This window comes from Paenarthrobacter sp. 10N417 (assembly GCF_056394745.1).
This window is the reverse complement of the sequence record NZ_JBFTIL010000002.1, coordinates 94,684-112,301: the sequence shown is the minus strand read 5'-3', so window position 1 is coordinate 112,301 and position 17,618 is coordinate 94,684. Positions and strand designations below refer to the sequence as shown.

Below are 17,618 nucleotides of genomic sequence, written 5' to 3'. Positions count from 1 at the left end.
TGGGTTAGCGTGCGATTCATGGCGACCAAGGGTGCTTGGGTGCAACCGATGTTGTTTTCAAAATCCTTGTAGTCATGAGATTAGGGACCAATGAGCTGCAACAAAAGCGCAACATTTGGAAGATAACCATGCACAATAGGTGCATGATCGATGCGAGACTCATCACACTTCGAGTGTTTGCCCGCTGCGGCACCATTGGCGCCACCGCGGAACTCACAGGCTATTCTCCCTCCGCCGTCTCCGCGCAGTTGCGCGAGCTCCAGCGCGTGCTTGGAATGCAGCTGCTGACGAAGGACGGCCGGGGGGTGCGACTGACCGCCACTGGCCGCTTTCTCGTGGCGGGTTCGGACACCCTCATTGCCGACTGGGAGAGCCTGCGTGCAGCCGCCATGGAGGCTGGCGACCAGGTGCAGTCCCATTTTGGCCTCGGCGGATTCTCGACGGCGGCCGCCCAGTTGCTCGCGCCGCTCGCCGCGACTCTTCGCTCAACCCGTCCCCTGCTGGAAGTGCAGGTACTCGAGGCCAACCCAGCCCGCTGCTTCGACTTGTTGGTTGCCGAGCGAATCGACCTCGCGGTCATTGTTGCCATGCAGTCCGACACTTACGCTGAGGACGATCCCCGCTTCGAACAGACCGTCCTGCTCGATGACCCCCTGGACGTGATCATTCCCTCTGACCATCCGTTGGCATCGCGGGAAACAGTGACTCTCCAAGAGCTGGCCTCGGAACCCTGGATCACCGAGGCCGCCGGCTCCACGTACCATTCCCTCTTCACCGCGGCGTTCACTGCAGCCGGGGTAACACCACGAATTGCTCATGAGGCCGTTGAGTGGGAAACCCAAATCGCGTTCGTGGGCGCGGGGCTGGGCGTGGGCCTGCTGCCGCGACTGGCGCCGCTGCGTAGTGCAGAAAACGTAGTCCGCCTGCGTATCACCGGAAGGGGTAAGCCCTCGCGCCGCATTGTCGCCGCGGTGCGGCGCGGCAGCATCACATCGCCCCTGATCCAAGAGTCGCTTGGCATCCTGCAGCAAAGCGCCCATCGGATTCTCACTGCCCGTCCCGAAGACGATCTCTGAAGTCTTTGTCTGGTCGCCTCGCCTAACGTAGCAAGCGCGGAGTAACGCGCGTTATCGACTGAGTATGTGATTGAGGTTACCCGCGTTACTCAACGCGGTCAATCACCACGTTTGATTCAGAAAGCGCCACCTAAGAGGGCTAAAAGAAACCGTTGACTTGTCCGATGGACTTGCCATAGCTTCTGACACTGACAACGTTGTCTAAGTGGGGATAGGCACGCCGCGATGAAGGGCGACCGAAAAAAACAATGAGAAAACTCAAGATCAAAAGCATGCGGGTAGCAACGTCTGCGTTTACGTTGGCGGGACTGACGCTTACGGGCGTCATGGCTGGTGTGACACCAGCCTCCGCGGGACCAGAGTTGGGAAGTGAGCAATTTCGGCCTGCTTACCACTACACACCCGCGAAGAATTGGATGAACGATCCCAACGGGATGATTTTCCATAAAGGTGTCTACCACCTCTTCTACCAGCACAACCCCTCCGGCAACACGTGGGGAAACATGTCCTGGGGCCATGCGACGTCCAAGGACCTGGTTCACTGGCAGGAGCAGCCCCTCGCTCTCCCAACCGACGCACAGGAAGATGTATTCTCCGGCAGCATTGTGGTTGACAAGGACAACACAACCGGCTTCGGGACGAAGGAAAACCCCCCGCTGGTGGCCATCTACACCAGTGCCTACAAGGAGCCCTCCCCGCACCGGGGCCTGCAGGCCCAGTCCCTGGCGTACAGCCTGGATGACGGCCAGACCTGGACCAAATATTCAGGAAATCCTGTGCTGAACCGCAATTCAGCCAACTTCCGGGACCCAAAGGTCTTCTGGTACGACAACCCGTCCGGCGGCGGATATTGGGTCATGACCGCAGTCGAATCACAGGATCACAAGGTCCTCCTGTACAAATCCGGCAATCTCAAGGACTGGACTGCCCTCAGCGAATTCGGACCCGCCAACGCCAGCGGCGGCCAGTGGGAATGCCCTGATATGTTCCCGCTCGCGGTGGATGGGGATACGAACAACATCAAGTGGGTCATGGTCGTCAACATCAACCCCGGCGGTGTCGCCGGAGGCTCCGCTGGACAGTACTTCGTGGGCAACTTCGACGGCACCACATTCACCTCCGAAACCACGAAACCAGCCACAGCGGCACCGGCCGGCACTATCCTGGCCGGCTTCAACGATGGCACCTACAGCGGCTGGACCGTCAACAACGAACCCGGCAACTGGAAGAACGGCCCTTTCGGCGACGCTCCCGCCGCCGGTTCCCTGCCCGGTCAAAATCCGGTGACCCAATTTGGCGGCACAGGACTGATCAACTCATTCAACGACGGCGACTGGCCGCTGGGTTCCATGCAGTCACCAACCTTTACCGTGACCGACGACTACCTGAATTTCCTCATAGGCGGCGGCAAGCACCCTCGCGTCTCCGACAAGCTGGACAACACCCCGCCCCCAGGAGAACTCAAGTTTGACGGCTTCGAGGTACCAGATGGCACAACGCTGGCCGATGCCGGCTGGACCGGCACAGGAGACCTGACCCCCAACTTCCAGCCGGCCACCAGCGGTGGGGACTTTTACCTTGGCGCCAAACGAATCAACACGTTCGAAACCGGCACCGTACCCGGTGACGACCGTCAGGGTACCCTGACATCCCCTGAGTTCCCCATCACGAAGAACTTCATGAGCATGCTCGTTGGGGGCGGCCACCGCTCGGCGGACTCAGGTCAGACCCTGGCCGTCCAGCTGCTCATCAACGGCAATGTCGTCCGCTCCCTGGCGGGCGATAACGCCGGACTGCTGAACTGGAAAGGCTGGGATGTTTCGGAATTCGTGGGCCAGAATGCACAGCTGCGGGTGGTTGACCAAGCTACCGGCGGGTGGGGTCACCTGACCCTTGACCACGTCATGCTCACCGACACCCCCGCCGTCCCCAGGTCCGATGAAGAAACGGTGAACTTGGTAGTCAACGGACAGGTGGTTCGTACGGCCACAGGCAACGACAGTGAAACCCTGGATTGGGCCTCATGGAATGTCAAGGAATTCGTTGGGCAGCAGGCACAAATCAAGGTTGTCGATAACAACAGGTTCGGCTGGGGGCACATACTCGCGGACGAGTTCACCGCAAGCTCCACAGCAGCGACGTCCCGTCTGGAGTCCTATGACTGGCTGGACTACGGACGCGACTACTACGCGGCCGTCTCCTTCGCGAACATGCCCGACAACAAGCGGGTCATGGTGGGCTGGATGAATAACTGGGACTATGCCAACGACATCCCTACCAACCCGTGGCGCAGCGCCATGTCACTGCCCCGCGATGTGCAGCTGACCCAGACACCTGACGGACTACGCCTTACCCAGAGCGCCGTCAAGCAAGTGGACGATCTCGCGCAAAAGCCCAGCTACGCCGATAAGAAGGGCGGCGCCGTCGCGGCCGGAACAACGTCGCTGCCGGCGTCGACTTCGGGCCAGGTCCAGCGTGTGGACATCACCTTCGCCCCCGGCACCGCGAAGAAGTCCGGCATCACGGTACTGGGCGACGGCAGCTCCTCCACCATCATCGGCTACGACGCCACGACCGGAAAGATCTTCGTTGACCGAACAAAGTCCGGAAACATCGCTTTCCACACTGCATTCTCTTCCGTGGATGACGCCCCTGTCGCCCTGGACAATAAGGGCAATGTCACCCTGCGGATCTACGTGGACCGCTCATCAGTAGAGGTGTTCACCGGTAACGGCCTGCAGACCATCACCGACCAAGTGTTCCCGAACGCCGGAGCCGACAAGATGGCACTCTTCGCAGAAGGCGGCACCGCGCAGCTGAAGTCGCTGACCGTGACGCCAATGGAACAGTCGATGTTCCTTTCCGGAAAGAAGTAACACCCGTGGGTCCCCTGGCTGCCAACAGTGCAGTCCGGGGACCCACTACGTCATTGCCCGTAATACGACGCAGTGGTACCGTCACAAAACGGCTTCCCTCAAGGTGACCATTCCCTTGGCCAAGCACCCAATCCCCCAATCATTTGGACCCCGCAGGCGTCGCTCATGATGGCTGGACGTTCGGATTGAACCTTCGTCGCTGGCAGCTTCAGCTCAAACAGACTCACCCTCTCGCCCGCACTGGGCACGCCACGGTCTTCTGAGGGCCAAGCTCATGGAAGCTGTTAGCCATCGTTTTTATTTATTTCCAAACCTTGACAGGTTGAGTGAGATACATCACTGTTGCGTATTACGGGTGATGTTGATGCATACACAACCAGCCAGATACAGATTCAAGCCCGTTCGCAGCGAAGAAGACTTACAGCGCCCTGGCGACATCGCGCAAGGATTGCCCGCGGGCGTCTGGAGCATGACGTAGAGAGCGCTGCCTCCACCGACGTAACCCCCAGCCTTCCCCAAGCCGAGTGGGTGACTTCGGCGAAAGAACAAGCACCAAAACGTCCACTCGAAGCCCGGCCATTGGTTCGAGCCGCCATAAGCAGGAGTACAGCAATGAACAGCCCCGACATCTCAGTACGGAACCTCTGGAAGGTTTTTGGCGCCGCTGGCGAAAAGGTCCCTGGCGATCCTGAGCTTTCGTCCCTTAGCTCCGCTGAACTGTTGGCAGCCTCGGGCTGCGTGGCGGCCGTCCGAAACCTGAGTTTCGACGTCGCAAAGGGTGAGGTCTTTGTAGTCATGGGTCTTTCGGGATCCGGCAAATCAACCCTTATCCGCTGCCTCACACGGCTCATCGAACCCACGTCAGGGCAGGTAATGGTGGACGGCAAGGATGTCCTGCAGGCAGGCGTCGGGGAGCTGCGGGAACTGCGCCGGCGCAAAATGTCCATGGTGTTCCAGCACTTCGGACTCCTGCCCCACCGGACGGTTTTGGACAACGTCTCCTACGGGCTGCAGATCCGTGGGGCGGCCAAGAACGAGCGCTACGGCCGGGCTCGGGAAATCATTGAACTGGTTGGACTGAAGGGGTACGAACAGCACTATCCGGACCAACTGTCCGGCGGGATGCAGCAGCGCGTTGGCCTCGGCAGGGCGTTGGCTGGCGATCCAGACACTATCCTTTTCGACGAGCCCTTCTCGGCACTGGATCCCCTCATCAGGCGTGACATGCAGGCCGAGGTCATCCGGCTCCACAAGGAAATGGGTAAGACCATGGTCTTTGTCACCCATGACCTTTCCGAGGCACTCAAGCTCGGTGACCGCATCCTGATCATGCGCAATGGCGAGATGGTCCAGTGCGGCACCGGGGATGAGTTAGTGGGATCCCCTGCAGATAAGTACATTCAGGATTTTGTGTCCGAAGTTCCCCGCGCGGACGTTCTGACCTTGAAGTGGATCATCCGTCCCGTGACGGATGGAACGCCCATGGATGCTCCGGTCCTCAGTTCCGGGATGATTATCCGGGACGCCATAACGGCGGTGATGCATTCCTCCTGCCCCGTCCTCGTGGAGGATGAAGCAGGCAGGATCATCGGGCAGATCGACCGTGACAGCATCCTCTCTGTGCTGCAGCCAGCGGAAGCAGCGGCCTGATGACTACGCTTGTCCGGGACCAGGAAAAGGTCCAGCCAACATCGACCCCTGTCAGGGAACCGCGCCGCCGTCCCAGCCGCCGCACCGTTCTGCTGGTGGGCGCGGGCGTCGTCTGGATCCTGGGGTTCCTGATCCTGCACGGGACGTCGACTCTGACTTTGCCTGCCTCCGAGCTGACTGATCTGCATCGTTCGCTGAACCAGTTCAACGCCTGGGTCGCTGCCAACCGCGCGGACAACCCGATCTTCCTGTATGTCTTCACGCCCCTGCGGGCAGTGGTGGACAACGTCGCCAACCTCTTCATCACGCTCTTTGCCGCAAGTTCCACCGGTCTGCGACTGCCAGAAATTGGCTGGTTTGGAACCGTAGGACTGCTTGGCTGGATTGCATTCGCAGTCGGGAACGCCCGCGTGGCCCTCCTGACGGTAGTCGTCTTTACCTTCTTCGGCTTCCAAGGTCTGTTCGTCGAGGCCACTTACACGTTCGCCCTGGTCCTCACCGCGGTGCTGCTGACACTACTGGTCGGAATCCCGCTCGGTATCCTCGCCGGCGTCTCCACGCGCGTCGCCACAGTGATCACGCCGGTACTGGACTTCATGCAGACTTTGCCCACGTTCGTTTACCTGGCACCCTTGGCGCTCATCTTCCTCATTGGCCCGGCCTCGGCCGTCATTGCTACCGTCATCTACGCCGCGCCTCCGGTCATCCGCCTTACGGCCCACGGCATCCGGAGCATCCCGGAGAACACCCGGGAGGCATCGGACTCGCTGGGTACAACAGGCCTCCAGCGGCTGCTCACCCTGCAGCTTCCCATGGCCCGGCGGACGGTTGTCATGGGAATCAACCAAAGCACCATGGCTGCTCTATCCATGGTTACTATTGCGGCACTTATTGCCGCTCCAGGGCTTGGCCAGGTTGTTGTCCGCGCGTTGCAATCGCTCGACGTCGGCACTGCAGTAAATGCCGGCCTCTCTATCGTGCTGCTAGCGATCGTGCTGGACCGGGTGACCACTGCGGCCAGCCGCCGTGCGGAACCCGGCGCTGCCCGGAACGGACGAATCTCCCGCAGGAATCGATACATACTCTTGGGCGTCACGCTGGGCCTGGCCTTGGTCATGGTCCAGTTGTCCAGAAGCTCATTGTGGGCCGCGGCTTTCCCCAAAGACTTCAACATCGGCCCGGCGATCGTTCAGGCCGTAAGCTCGGCAAGCCAGTGGATGCAGAACAACCTGTCCCTGTTCACGGTGTCCCTGCGGGAATCCATCACCACTGGAATCCTTAACCCGTTCCAGTCCCTGCTCACGGACACGCCCTTCTACATCCTCGTGGGCGTCATTGCCCTGGCGGCATACGCATTGGGCGGCTGGAAGCTCGCCGCCGTGACCACCGCCTGCCTTGGTGTCATCATCTACCTCGGCCTATGGAGCGATTCCATGGTCACCCTCGCAGGAACGCTGGTGGCCACCGTGCTGGTCATGGTCCTTGGTGTGGTCTTCGGAGTCGCCATGGGCCGTTCGCAAAGGGTGGACCAAGTCCTCCGGCCAATACTCGACGCCGGCCAGACGATGCCCGCGTTCGTCTACCTTGTTCCTTTCCTGGGACTATTCGGCGCTACCCGTTTCACGGCGATCATCGCAGGCATCATCTATGCAGCTCCTGTCGCCATCAAAATCACCGCCGACGGCATCGCAGCGATCTCCCCCACCGTCCTTGAAGCTGCCATTTCCAGCGGATCAACGCCATGGCAGGTCATTACCAAGGTCCAGTTGCCGATGGCAAGGAAATCCCTGGCACTCGCCGCCAACCAAGGGCTGATCTACGTCCTTGCCATGGTGGTCGTGGGTGCCTTGGTCGGTGCAGGCGGACTCGGGTACGACGTCGTCGCCGGCTTTGTCCAAAGTTCGCTGTTCGGCAAGGGCCTGGCCGCTGGCCTTGCCATCGTGTTCCTCGGCATCCTGCTCGACAGGATGACCCAGGCTGCAGCGGCAGCCCCGATACGGAAAATTGCCTCGGCCAAGACCCCCTCAACCTAGTCGCTCAAACCAACAATCCAGCCCGCCATACTCCCACCCCCAACAAGGAGACCCAACAAATGAAAAAAGTCCCACCGCTGTTGAAACGAACTATCCCGCTGATGGCAGGAGTCGCCGCGGCCGCTTTGCTGCTGACAGGCTGTGGGGGTGCTTCCGTGAACCAGGTGGCCGCCGCCCCCGCAAGTGGCGGGGATGCACCCTGCGGCGCTGTTAGTGTCGCGATGAACGCCTGGGTAGGCTATACGGCCAATGCTGCCGTCTACAGCTACGTGGCGAAAAACCAGCTTGGTTGCACTGTGGTCCAGAAGGACCTGAACGAACAGATTTCCTGGCAGGGTTTCGCCTCCGGTGAGGTGGACGTGATCATGGAAAACTGGGGCCATGCTGACCTCACCAAGCAGTACATTACGGATCAGAAGGTGGCTGTAGACGCCGGTGCCACCGGCAATGAAGGCCACATCGGCTGGTACGTACCACCATGGATGGCAGAGAAGTACCCGGACATCACGGACGGGAAGAACCTGAACAAGTACGCCTCGATGTTCACTACTTCCGAGTCCGGCGGAAAGGGCCAGGTCCTGGACGGCGACCCCGCTTTCGTCACGAACGACGAAGCCTTGGTGAAGAATCTAAACTTGGATTACAAGGTGGTGTTCTCTGGATCAGAGGCTGCCCTGATTCAGTCGTTCCGGACGGCGGAGCAAAACAAGACGCCGTTGCTGGGCTACTTCTATGAGCCACAGTGGTTCCTGTCCCAGGTTCCACTTAAGAAGGTCGCCCTGCCGGCCTGGACCGAGGGCTGCGATACCGACGCGGAAAAGGTCGCCTGCGATTACCCGACCTATACCCTCAACAAGGTCATTTCCAAGAAGTTCGCGGACAGCGGCTCACCGGCAGCCAAGCTGGCCAAGGGCTTCAAATGGACCAACGAAGACCAGAACTCAGTAGCGACGGATATCCAGGGCGGCATGACGCCTGAAGCCGCAGCCAAAAAGTGGGTGGACGCGCACCAGCAAACGGTGACGTCCTGGCTTAGCTAAAAGGAACCGGACGACGGCGGCACTCGGGCGAGTGCCGCCGTCGCACTTTTCTTCGGTACAGGACGGGAACACTAAACGGCCGGAACCCGGCCATTGAACAGCACCGGCCCACAAGGCATTGTTGGAAGCGACAGCTCCGGAACCAACCACAGGAAGATGTGACGTCTGAGATGAATGATTCCCCAACGCTGGACGACGAAACCTCTGAAGGTCATGACTCGTCGCTGTCCTTTAACGAGTGCTGGAATTTGCTGGCTGCGGCGACCATAGGCCGCCTTGGTCTGGTGGTGGATGACCACCCCGAAATCTTCCCGGTGAATTACGTTCTCTTTGATCGTCACATCGTTTTCCGCAGCAGCCCCGGACGGAAACTGTGGGGAGCAATGGCGTCCCGGCCCGGGGTTTTGGAAATCGATGGGTACGACGCCGCGACAACGGAAGCCTGGAGTGTCGTCGCCCGCGGTGAAACAATTCTCATGACAGATCCCGACGAGACAGCGAAGGTCGATGCGCTGGGACTTGAACCATGGCAACCTGGCCCCAAGGATAACTACATCCGACTGGTACCCCGCGCCCTGACAGGCCGGCGGTTCAAGGTCAACGCACCCGACGTGTGGCAAACCAAAACAAATGATGCCCGACGTGCCTCGTTCGAATAGATCCTCAGTGGACAGGCCTTCTCAGGCCGGCGAAGGGGTTCCTGATCATTGATCGGACCGTCGTCCTGGAGGTGCGCCGGCTTGCTCCGCGGCGCGGGCGGCCATCGCCCGGGCGACATGACTGCGCGCGTGCTCGACGGCCGGGGCCAGGTCCTCGAACAGGTGTTTGTGGTGGCGTAGGGATTCCAGGACGCCCACCCGCGTGACCAAGGCAAGGTGCCGGGCCTGGATTCCCTTGATCAACACTGTGATTCCGCGCCGTTCCAGTGCATTGACGATGTCGGTGATGACCCTCGCCCCAGTAGCATCCAGGACTTGGAGTTGGGACATGCGGATAATGACTGCGTCAACGTTGCGGATAGCACTGACGCGTTCCAGAACACGCTCGGCGGCGCCGAAGAACAACGCCCCATCCAGTCGAAACACGGCAATGTGTTCATCCCCGTCTTGGACAGGACCGGGAATTTCCTCACGGTGCACCCCGCTGGACTTGACCATCGTGCGCAGGGCAAAGAAGGACGCGACGGCGATGCCGATGGCCACGGCCTGAATCAGGTCAAAGGACACGGTGATCACGGCAGTGACAAAGAACACGACAGCATCTGCCCGCGTGGACCCGATCACACTGCGCAGGGTGGCCACGGAAACCATGCGGGTGGCGGTGATCATCAGGACACCGGCCAAAGCAGCGAGCGGAATCCGCGAGACTGGACCCGTAGCAAGGTAGACAACGGCCAGCAGGACTACGGCGTGGATGACGGCGGACAGTCTGGTCCGGCCGCCAGAGCGGATGTTCACTGCTGTGCGGGCGATGGCACCGGTGGCAGGCATACCGCCGAAAAACCCGGAGCAGATAGAGGCCAGGCCTTGGCCCAGGAGTTCGCGGTCTGCATCATAGGGACCGGTGTCAGAGATCGAGGCGGCGACCCGTGCAGAAAGCAGTGACTCGATCGCAGCCAGCGCTGCGATCATTGCGGCCGGGGCTGCCAGCGCTGCCACAGTGCCCCAGTCAAGGGTGGGGGCGACTGGGGACGGCAGCGCGCCAGGAAGTGCGCCGATCCTCGCCACCGGAAGGTCCAGAACCTCGGCGGCGACGCTGGCGATAACGATTGCCAGGAGCGAACCAGGGATCTGCGGATGGATCCGCGGTGCGGCGACCATGATCACTGCTACCAGGACCACCAGAGCCACTGGAGCCCACAAGGCGGCCGCCGACGTCGTCGCCAGTCCCTGGACAGCCGAGACGGCCGCGTTGCTGCTTGACCCAGCGTGCACTCCGAACGCAGCAGGTACCTGCTGGAGGAAGATGATCAGCGCGATGCCCAGTGTGAATCCTTCGATCACCGGCCAGGGCAGCAAGGTCACGACGCGGCCGAGCTTAAGGACACCAGCGACGATGACCATTGCGCCGGCAAGGACCGACACAGCGGCCAACGCGCTGATACCGTGAGCTGCGATGACAGGGCCGAGGACTACAACCATGGCGCCGGTCGGGCCGGAAACCTGAATGTTGGACCCGCCAAAGACAGCCGCAACGATTCCGGCGATCACCGCGGTAATCAGTCCACTGGCCGCTCCGGCCCCGGAGCTGACTCCAAATGCCAGAGCCAAGGGCAGCGCAACGATTCCTACGGTAAGCCCCGCAACGAGATCCCCTTTCCACGACCGGGGAAGTTCCGCATAGTCCCGCAAGGACGGCAGCAGCGCCCGGGCCGCGCGAAGGGCGGTCATCGCGGGGCGCCGGAAGGGGCTGTCGCAGAAAGGTTCGCCGTTGAATGTTCAAGCTGTTCGCGGGTGGTGTCCAGCATGTCATGTAGCAGTTGCCGGGCCACTGCCAGCAGTTCTGCGACCTGCGGGTAGGCCAACGAATAGAACATTTGCAACGCCCGGCGTTCACCGGTGACAAGGTGGTAGCGGCGCAGCACGGACAGGTGTTGGGACAGGTGGGATGCTTCCAGACCAGTCGCGGCCAGCATGTCAGTCACCGATACCTCTGGAGCCGCGCTCAGCAGCTCCAAGACCCTGATCCTGACCGGATGCGCCAAGCCTTTGAAGAGGTTGGCCTTCACCTCATACAGAGGCGCCCGAAAATCGGAAAATTCATCCATGATTGCCTCTCGCCCCATGATGGGAGCCGCTTGATTGATGATTCCATCATTCAGTGTAACAGGGGTAAGCAAACTGCCTGCACGCCAGCCAAATCGCCCCTTGCACTCCCCATGCTTTGTGATACTTTTTAAGGGTAGTTCGTATCGAATATCGTACTCGCGTCTGCATTGATCTCCCCTGCTTCACCCGCTGACGCCATGCCTCATCCAAGGCACACTGCTAAACATTAACGCTGACCAAGCGGACACAGCTGAGGCTTACGCCAGCGCTGATCGTTCGAGTTCTCAAAGGAGAGACTCATGAAGCACGTTTATGAACCTAACGTCACGATGGCAATGCGGGACGGAGTCACACTGGCAGCTGACATTTGGCGCCCGCTCGAAGGAACCGCACCGACCCTTCTGGTACGAACTCCGTACAACAGGCAGACGCCGACGATGTACGGTGGACCAGGAACTCCACACCCCAGCCTGATCGGACTGGTGAACGCGGGGTACGCAGTCGTCCTTCAGGACGCGCGAGGCACCTTTGGCTCGGAAGGTGAGTTCGAGCCCAAGATCAACGAGATCGCTGATGGTCAGGACACGGCGGATTGGATCACCCGGCAGGCATGGTCAGACGGCACGATCGGCATGTATGGGGCTTCGTACATGGGGATGACCCAGTGGGCCCTGGCGATCAAGGAAACGCCGGGCCTGAAAGCCATTGCCCCCACCATGGCAGCGACCGACTGGTATTCCGAGCTTTGGTATTCAAAAGGTGGCGCACTGTCCTTGAGCCTTGACACCATGTGGAACGTCATGATGTACGCCAACGAAGAACAACGTGATCTGGCAAGCGGCAGGGCGAGCGACCCCGCCACACTGATACGGCTCGGCGGCTCATTCCTGAACGTCCTATCACTCAATGACGCCACGCCCGTCGCCGATTTGGCGGTGATCGGAAAGGGGCGCTGGTTCGACGATTGGCTGGCCCACCCCGACTTCGACGGCTACTGGGCCGCCCAAGACTGGTCCCCCTTGGTCAGCTCGGTGGAGGTTCCCGTCTTGGCCATCGGTGGCTGGTATGACCTCAAGATCAACGGGACGGTCTCAGACTTCATCAGGGTCCGCACACAGGGCGCATCGGAAACGGCCCGTGAGGACTCCCGTCTGATTATCGGCCCATGGGAACACGGGCCGCTCACCGGGCAGTATGCAGATCGGCACTTCGGGCCACTTGGCGTTGGAGACGCCACCGAGTCGCATATCGCCTTCTTCGACCAGGCACTTCGCGGCTTGACACCCGAATCCGCCGCCCCCAGGGTGCGGATCTTCGTCATGGGCATTGATCAATGGCGTGATGAGCAGGATTGGCCGCTCCCCGACACGTCTTACACGGATTACCACCTGCATAGTGGCGGGTCGGCCAACACCCGCCACGGCGATGGCACCCTCCAGTCCGCGGCATCCTCGATGGCGGGCCACGACGAATTCCAGTACGATCCACGTGATCCACTGCCCACCGCCGGTGGCGCCCTTCTTCCGAGCGTGCCGGGATTGGTGGGACCAGTTGACCAGAAGGTTGTGGATGGCCGATCCGACGTCCTTTGCTACACCGGACCCGTCCTCGAGGAGCCCATTGAAGTGACCGGGCACGTGGAGCTCAAGGTGTTCGTCTCTTCAAGCGCCGTGGACACGGATATCACCGCCAAACTCGTTGACGTCTTCCCCGACGGACGCGCAATCAACCTCTGCGACGGCATCCTGCGTCTGCGCTACCGGAACGACCTGTCGAACCCCGCGCCCCTGACCCCCGGTGAGGTGTACGAGGTGACCGTACCGATGGCGGTGACCTCCAACGTCTTCCTGCCCGGTCACCGCATCCGACTCGATATTTCCAGCAGCAACTTCCCCCGCTACGACCGGAATACGAACACCGGAGGCTTTATCGCCCGGGAGTCTTTGGATCAGGCGGTCGTAGCGACCAACCGGATCATGCACGGATCCGAACATCCCAGCCGACTCGTCTTGCCCGTCATCAACCGCTAGGAACCGCCCGAGCCCCGGCCGCCGTCGAACATTTAACGTTCGACGGCGGCCGGTTGACAGTTTGGGAGGGCACGGCGGCAAGCCGAGGCGCCAAGGAAGAACTGAGGTGTACGGGACATGATACGTTCGTACTCCCAAGTTCAGACAAGGAGGGCTCGTCACATGATGCCTCAAGGTGCCACTTCGGCAACGGGCCGCGCCCGTCGATCCCGCAAGAGCGACGACGGGTCCAGGAGCCAGGAATTACTGGTGGAGCTTGAGGCTCTCTTTTTGGCAGAGGGATTCAGCGGTTTGACGATCGAGGAGCTCTGCAGCCGGCTTCGATGCTCCAAAACTACGCTCTACTCAGTGGCCAGCAGCCGCGAGCAGATCATCCAAAAGGTTACAAGGCACTTTTTTGAAAGGTCTACCAAAGCCATAGAGGCTGGAATTACCGATATCGAGGATCCCGCAGACCGGATAATTCGCTATCTTGCGGGTGTCGGCTCCGCTATGAGTCGTAATTCGCGCGCCTTTTACCTCGACATGATTACTTACGAGCCAACCGCGGCGATCTATCGGTTGAATTCCCGTGCCGCTGCCCGAAAAGTTCAAGGCATGATCGAAGATGGTGTGGCCTCGGGAGCGTTCCGGGCCGCAGATGCAGCCTTGGCTGGTCAAGCCATTTCTTTGCTGATTGACGGTGTGCAGTCCGGCGAGCTCCTGGAGGCGACGGGACTGACTGCAGGTGAGGCGTTCACGGAAATCGGCGAGCTCGTCATCCACGGATTGACGGCTAAGCCCCAGTAATTATGCGGGGAAGGTGGGCGAGCACCTTCCCCGCATCGGGGTCTGTTCAGCGTATGGAGGACCCGATCGAGATGCCTCCGTCAACGTCGAGAACTACACCTGTGATGAATGCCGCTCCCTCGGAGCCCAGAAAGGCTGCTGCTTCCGCGATGTCCGAGGGGTCACCCGTGTGCATCATCGGGACCTTATTGATGAGGAGGTTCCGTGCTGCATCGTTCATTGATGCAAGCATGGGCGTCTCAATGAGCCCGGGAGCGATGGCGTTGGCAGTTATACCGTCACGTGCCCCTTCCAGGGCAAGCGTTCTCGTCAGCCCCACCACGCCAGCTTTGGCCGCTACATAGTTGGACTGTCCGAAGTTACCTCTCCAGGACATCGACGAAAACGAGATGATCCGGCCGTAGCGGCGTTTCCGCATCCCCGGGAATACGGCACGGGAGCAGTAGAAGGCACCTTTCAGACTGACGTCCACCACGGCGTCCCAGTCCGCGTCGCTGATTTTCTCGATGCGGTTGTCCCGGATGATCCCAGCGTTGTTCACCAGCACATCGACTGCTCCCTGGGTTTGTTCCACTTCCGAGATCCATCCATTCACCGTGGACGAGTCCGTCACGTCAACCACATTCTGGCTGACGGTGGCGTCGCCGTGGACCTGGATCTGGTTCATGGCTTCGCTGAGCAATACGTCGTTGACGTCGGCCAGCGCCAAGGAAGCACCCTCCGCTGCAAAGCGGCTGGCCATAGCCAATCCCAGGCCTTGGGCAGCCCCTGTTATCGCCACGGTCCTGCCTTTATATCGGTCGGTCACCGGGGTCTTGTGGGTTTTCAAGGCGTGTGTCTCCTACTTCTGGTTGAGCCTGCGTGCTGCCAGAAACTGGCGGAGCGCATCTGGAACATTGTTGTCACGCCAATTGGCCTGGAATGCTGCGAGTTCCAGATCAAGGGCGTCTGAATCGTCGAGTTCGACAATCGACGAAAGCAGGTTTTTGAAGTTCTGCTGCGCCGGCGAGTCCCTGGCGGCGAGCTGGGCGGCGACCTCGGCGGCCCTCGGGTGCAACTGCTGATATGGCACCACGTCATGCAGCCAGCCAGTTGGTCGCAATGCTTCCGCTGTCATGGGCTGACCGCTGAGGTGCATCCACCGTGCCGGGCTCTTTCCAACAGCGCGCTCCAGACGAACGCTGGACCCTGCCCCGGGCGTCAGCTTATTGTTCAGGTGCCCGTCGCCGACCAGTGTTCCTTCAGCAGCAATGACGACGTCGCAGGCTAAAGCGAGTTCAAGACCGCCGGCGATTGCGTGTCCGTGGAGAGCTGCAACCCAGGGCTTGGAGCTTCGCTCTATAGTCGTGACGACGTTCGAAAGACGTTCGAGGAATTCCACCACGCCGGCTTCGCTTTCGTCCTCAAGTGCAAGGAAATGCCGGAAATCCCCGCCAGCACTGAAACTTTTGCCTTTCCCGGCCAGCACGACGACAGCCGTCCCTGGATCATGGGCGATATCGTCGACTTGAGCGGCCAAGGCGTTCGCTAAGGCGCCATTGAGAGCGTTGCGCTGAGCTGGGCGGTTCAGGAAGAGCCACCGGACCGCTCCCCGTTGTTCGACTTGGAGATGCTGGGACGTCACAGCTGCCCTGCCTTCTCCACCTCGGAACGTCGCTGCTGCCTCAGGACATAGCGTTGGATTTTGCCGCTGGGTGTCTTCGGAAGCTCTTGGATGAAGTGGATGGATCGGGGGTATGCATGAGCGGCATAATGGCTTTTCACAAATCCTTGAAGATCCTGCCGAAGGGCGTCAGACGGCTCCCACCCATCACTGAGTACGACGTAGGCTTCCAGCACTTCTCCCCTATCCGCGTCGGGAGCGGCGATCGCAGCGCTTTCGGCGACGGCCGGGTGTTCGCTGAGAATCGATTCGATCTCAAACGGGCCGATCCGATAGCCGGCCATGATGATGACGTCGTCATCGCGGGATGCGAAATGGAAGGCTCCATCAGCGTCCCGATGGCCGAGGTCGCCCAAGAGATAGAAGCGCCCATCGCGGGTGAATCGCGATGCTGTCTGCGAGGGGTCCTGGTAGCTTCGGAATGTCATCGCTGGACTCTTCGCGACATCGATTGCCACCCGGCCCATCACGCCCGGCGCGAGTTCCATGGCCTCGTCTTCACCAAGCACCGTCGCCGCCCATCCGGGAAGCGGGTAGCCCATGGATCCCGGGACAACCTTGCGGGCGATCGCGGGGTGGTGGACGTTGCCGAAGACCATACCAACTTCTGTCTGGCCGAAGTGGTCGTGGACCTCCAGGCCCAACTGTTCCCCTGCCCATACGTTGACCTCCGGCGTGAGCGGTTCACCCGCACTTGACAGGCGCTTCAGACGGGTGCGCGATGGGAGGACCGGGAAATGAGTGCGTAGCGCCCGGTATACGGTGGGGGCCGCCGTCAGGTTTGTGACTCCCAGGTTCTCGATGATTTTCCATGCAGCAGTGGGCTCAAAGGCTCCGGCCTGCAGGATCGCCCCCGTCCCATTCGCGAGCGGGGCAACGATTCCGGCATATAGGCCGTAGGCCCATCCAGGGTCCGCTGCGCACCAATACACGTCGTCGCTGGCGACTCCGAGCCCGTATTTAAGGTAGCTGTGCCATCCTGCSGCCTGTCGCAGCGGGTGAATGACACCTTTGGGGGAACCCGTTGTACCGGATGTGAACATGTGGACGAGAGGGCCATCGGGACCCTGAACAAAAGTCTCCAAGTCTTTGGTGGAAGCGGTAGCCAGCAACGTTTGGTAGTCAACATCTTCGGGCTCGCCGGCTCCATCGACAACGACGACCTTGATGGGGCGCCTCGTGAGGTCCGGAAGCTTCCCGCGTTGGGCTGTGTCCGTAATAACCAGGCCTACCTGTGCCGTATGGATCCGAAATTCGACCGCTTTGCCTGCAAAGGCGGTAAACACCGGCACGTACACCGCGCCCAGTCGCCATACCGCAAGCATTGTGGTCACGAGTTCGGGGCCCTTGTGGAGAAGAGTGGCAACGCGGGTGCCAGGCTGCACTCCGAGGTCGCGAAAGCCGTTGGCAAGCCGGATCGATTCGTTGTGGAGTTCGCCGTAAGTGACCGCTTTTGCCGCTCCGTTGTCTTCGACTACCGTGTAGGCCGTTGACTCCGGATCATGGCGGTCGCAGAGAAGCCAGGCAGCACACGCACTTTCCTCCACATAGGGGCCGCTGATATCGGTGAAGAGGTCTACGTCCAATGTGATCACCCTTGATCTGTTGAGTACGTTTTTTGGTACGTTCGTATCGTAGATCGAATCATAATATTTGTCGAGTGCATGGACGGCCTGCACGTTCCTTGCCGCTG

The 17,618-nt window shown here is 60.5% G+C and carries 13 protein-coding genes; 8 read left to right on the top strand and 5 right to left on the bottom strand.

From position 1 onward, the window contains the following. Nucleotides 1-143 precede the first annotated feature (143 nt). From AC1DCM_RS02970 to AC1DCM_RS02945, 6 genes are all read left to right on the top strand, one after another. Entirely contained in the window at nt 144-1,076 is a 933-nt protein-coding gene (locus AC1DCM_RS02970; protein WP_477517410.1) for a LysR family transcriptional regulator, read from the top strand. Nucleotides 1,077-1,348: 272 nt separating this feature from the next. Beyond that, on the top strand, nt 1,349-3,952 hold the full coding sequence (locus AC1DCM_RS02965) for a GH32 C-terminal domain-containing protein (RefSeq protein WP_477517217.1): 2,604 nt from the start codon (nt 1,349-1,351) through the stop codon (nt 3,950-3,952). Nucleotides 3,953-4,564: 612 nt separating this feature from the next. After that, nucleotides 4,565-5,602: a quaternary amine ABC transporter ATP-binding protein gene (locus AC1DCM_RS02960; RefSeq protein ID WP_477517216.1), complete on the top strand. Its 1,038-nt coding sequence runs from the start codon at nt 4,565-4,567 to the stop codon at nt 5,600-5,602. After that, entirely contained in the window at nt 5,602-7,635 is a 2,034-nt protein-coding gene (locus AC1DCM_RS02955; protein WP_477517215.1) for an ABC transporter permease, read from the top strand. Before AC1DCM_RS02960 ends, AC1DCM_RS02955 begins: the two co-directional genes overlap by 1 nt. 59 nt (nt 7,636-7,694) lie before the next feature. Further along, nucleotides 7,695-8,675 carry an ABC transporter substrate-binding protein gene (locus tag AC1DCM_RS02950; RefSeq protein WP_477517214.1) on the top strand — a complete coding sequence of 327 codons (981 nt, stop codon included), beginning with the start codon at nt 7,695-7,697 and terminating at the stop codon, nt 8,673-8,675. Between the two features lie 170 nt (nt 8,676-8,845). Further along, complete coding sequence (locus tag AC1DCM_RS02945) at nt 8,846-9,334, top strand: pyridoxamine 5'-phosphate oxidase family protein (protein WP_477517213.1); 489 nt, start codon at nt 8,846-8,848, stop codon at nt 9,332-9,334. Between the two features lie 45 nt (nt 9,335-9,379). Here AC1DCM_RS02945 and AC1DCM_RS02940 read toward each other — a convergent pair whose 3' ends face one another. Then, nucleotides 9,380-11,065 (bottom strand): SulP family inorganic anion transporter, encoded by a 1,686-nt coding sequence (locus AC1DCM_RS02940; RefSeq protein ID WP_477517212.1) that lies wholly within the window; start codon nt 11,063-11,065, stop codon nt 9,380-9,382. Continuing rightward, nucleotides 11,062-11,442, bottom strand: coding sequence for an ArsR/SmtB family transcription factor (locus tag AC1DCM_RS02935; RefSeq protein WP_431115076.1), 381 nt, complete (start codon nt 11,440-11,442; stop codon nt 11,062-11,064). Before AC1DCM_RS02935 ends, AC1DCM_RS02940 begins: the two co-directional genes overlap by 4 nt. 300 nt (nt 11,443-11,742) lie before the next feature. On the opposite strand from AC1DCM_RS02935, the gene AC1DCM_RS02930 reads away from it, so the two are divergent. Both AC1DCM_RS02930 and AC1DCM_RS02925 read left to right on the top strand, forming a co-directional pair. Further along, nucleotides 11,743-13,473, top strand: coding sequence for a CocE/NonD family hydrolase (locus tag AC1DCM_RS02930; RefSeq protein WP_477517211.1), 1,731 nt, complete (start codon nt 11,743-11,745; stop codon nt 13,471-13,473). 162 nt (nt 13,474-13,635) lie between these two features. Next, the gene (locus AC1DCM_RS02925; RefSeq protein WP_477517210.1) at nt 13,636-14,262 is read left to right on the top strand and encodes a TetR/AcrR family transcriptional regulator; all 627 of its coding nucleotides are present in this window, start codon (nt 13,636-13,638) and stop codon (nt 14,260-14,262) included. 46 nt (nt 14,263-14,308) lie between these two features. Here the strand turns inward: AC1DCM_RS02925 and AC1DCM_RS02920 are convergent, their stop codons facing one another. The 3 genes from AC1DCM_RS02920 to AC1DCM_RS02910 are packed head-to-tail and all read right to left on the bottom strand — an operon-like array spanning nt 14,309 to nt 17,511. After that, complete coding sequence (locus AC1DCM_RS02920; protein WP_477517209.1) at nt 14,309-15,091, bottom strand: SDR family oxidoreductase; 783 nt, start codon at nt 15,089-15,091, stop codon at nt 14,309-14,311. A 12-nt stretch (nt 15,092-15,103) separates the two neighbouring features. Continuing rightward, a complete protein-coding gene (locus AC1DCM_RS02915; RefSeq protein ID WP_442015609.1) occupies nt 15,104-15,886 on the bottom strand; it encodes an enoyl-CoA hydratase/isomerase family protein in 783 nt (260 codons plus the stop codon). Further along, nucleotides 15,883-17,511 carry an AMP-binding protein gene (locus AC1DCM_RS02910; protein WP_477517208.1) on the bottom strand — a complete coding sequence of 543 codons (1,629 nt, stop codon included), beginning with the start codon at nt 17,509-17,511 and terminating at the stop codon, nt 15,883-15,885. The genes AC1DCM_RS02915 and AC1DCM_RS02910 overlap by 4 nt, the downstream gene beginning before the upstream one ends. Between the last annotated feature and the right edge of the window lie 107 nt (nt 17,512-17,618).